Origin of the sequence: Blautia sp. 1001283B150304_161114_C9 (assembly GCF_015668165.1) — a bacterium.
Lineage (GTDB): Bacteria > Bacillota > Clostridia > Lachnospirales > Lachnospiraceae > Blautia_A > Blautia_A wexlerae.
Genome location: NZ_JADPGO010000090.1, coordinates 1 through 1,484 on the forward strand (window position 1 = coordinate 1; position 1,484 = coordinate 1,484).

At 31.8% G+C, this 1,484-nt stretch carries 2 protein-coding genes; both read right to left on the minus strand.

The genetic code is table 11. From position 1 onward, the window contains the following. Positions 1–140: 140 nt before the first annotated feature. The gene (locus I4V44_RS17380) at positions 141–371 is read right to left on the minus strand and encodes a helix-turn-helix transcriptional regulator (protein WP_044956436.1); all 231 of its coding nucleotides are present in this window, start codon (positions 369–371) and stop codon (positions 141–143) included. A 197-nt stretch (positions 372–568) separates the two neighbouring features. Beyond that, positions 569–775 carry a hypothetical protein gene (locus I4V44_RS17385; protein ID WP_049946931.1) on the minus strand — a complete coding sequence of 69 codons (207 nt, stop codon included), beginning with the start codon at positions 773–775 and terminating at the stop codon, positions 569–571. Between the last annotated feature and the right edge of the window lie 709 nt (positions 776–1,484).

A 1,484-nucleotide genomic window follows, 5' to 3' on the forward strand; every position in this document is an offset into this window, starting at 1 on the left:
AGGTTTATTATAAGACAAAAAAATAGAATTGTTAAGGTGCATTACAGAATTTAATCCCGCATAGTTACTGAGATAATCCACAGCTGGAATTTAGTTTTTCATTTAAGTTTATAATAAATCTTTGAAATAATTCCGGACATTTAGTCTTTTTCCAAACTTATAATATTATCAATTGGCTGTTCTAATATCTTTGAAATATTCATAAGAATCAAAATATCCATCGCAGAACTGCCATTTTCGATCCTGGATACCGTAGCAACAGACACATCTAATAATTCTGCCAATTTTTCCTGATTATAATGTTTTTGTTTTCTATACTCTCTTACATTATTTCCAATCTGTAATAATTTGGAGTCTACTTTCTTATACATGATACAACACCTCCCGGGCCCATACAAAAAAGCCGCAAAAATATAATCTCTTTTCAGAGTATATTTTCACGGCTTTGAATCTAAAAACAAGAAAATATATTATTGTTTTTGACTGCTCACTCGTTCTATATATAATTTGTTTTTCTTATTAGCCTCCTTATTCTTTAATGTTGAAAATACATCAACAATTCATTTTGTCAGATATTCCTGTAATAAGCAGTCAAACGTTTCTGTCGACTCTCATCACAGTTTTCCAATTGAATTTCAACAGGATTTCTGCATACCGGACATTTAATCCTCACTGTTCCCTTTGCTTCAAGACCAATATCAAACAGTCTTCCATTTCCACAGCAGGGACAATGCACTTTCAAAAATGTTTTCTCTATTTTTGCTTTTCCACCCATACAATCACTCCTTATTCGAACATTTGTTCTTATAATATATCATGCATTGCACCCATATTCAAGTGTTTTATAACACTTTTTCATAGTACATTACAGTGGATATCGCATTCCGCTTCGCTATTTGTTCATAATCCAACAACTGCTCCGTAATATATTCCCCTACTACTTATTGCTTTTCGTAACCTCCGCAGGAGACTTACTTGATTCGGTTAAAAGACGAAGGAACCTGCATACCTGCAAGGTTCCTTCGCTTCTTAATATAATATTTATTACTAAATTTTATATCTGATTTTTGATTATCCGCATAAACACTATACTTTCAAGCATTTTGAAATATAGGAAAGCACTCATTTTACCACGAATTTACCACGATTGAATGAGCCTTGATATGACGTAAGAATTTGAAAAGGACACCGTATAGTTTGGTGTCCTTTTACATGAAAATCATTAGTCGCTATTGATTGTTATTATACATTTTGTTAATTGTTCTTATTTCTTTTACGTTTTTTACCGAAAATCATGAGTATTGTCCGAGAGTGATTGGTCTTGCGTATGGTTAACCCTAAAGTTATGGAAATAAGACTTAGAAGCAAACTTAAGAGTGTGTTGATAGTGCATTATCTTAAAATTTTTATAATGGTATCGTAATTTAAGACACTTCAAGAGACATTTCTTAATGAATCTGATATACTGTAAACACTACAGAAAG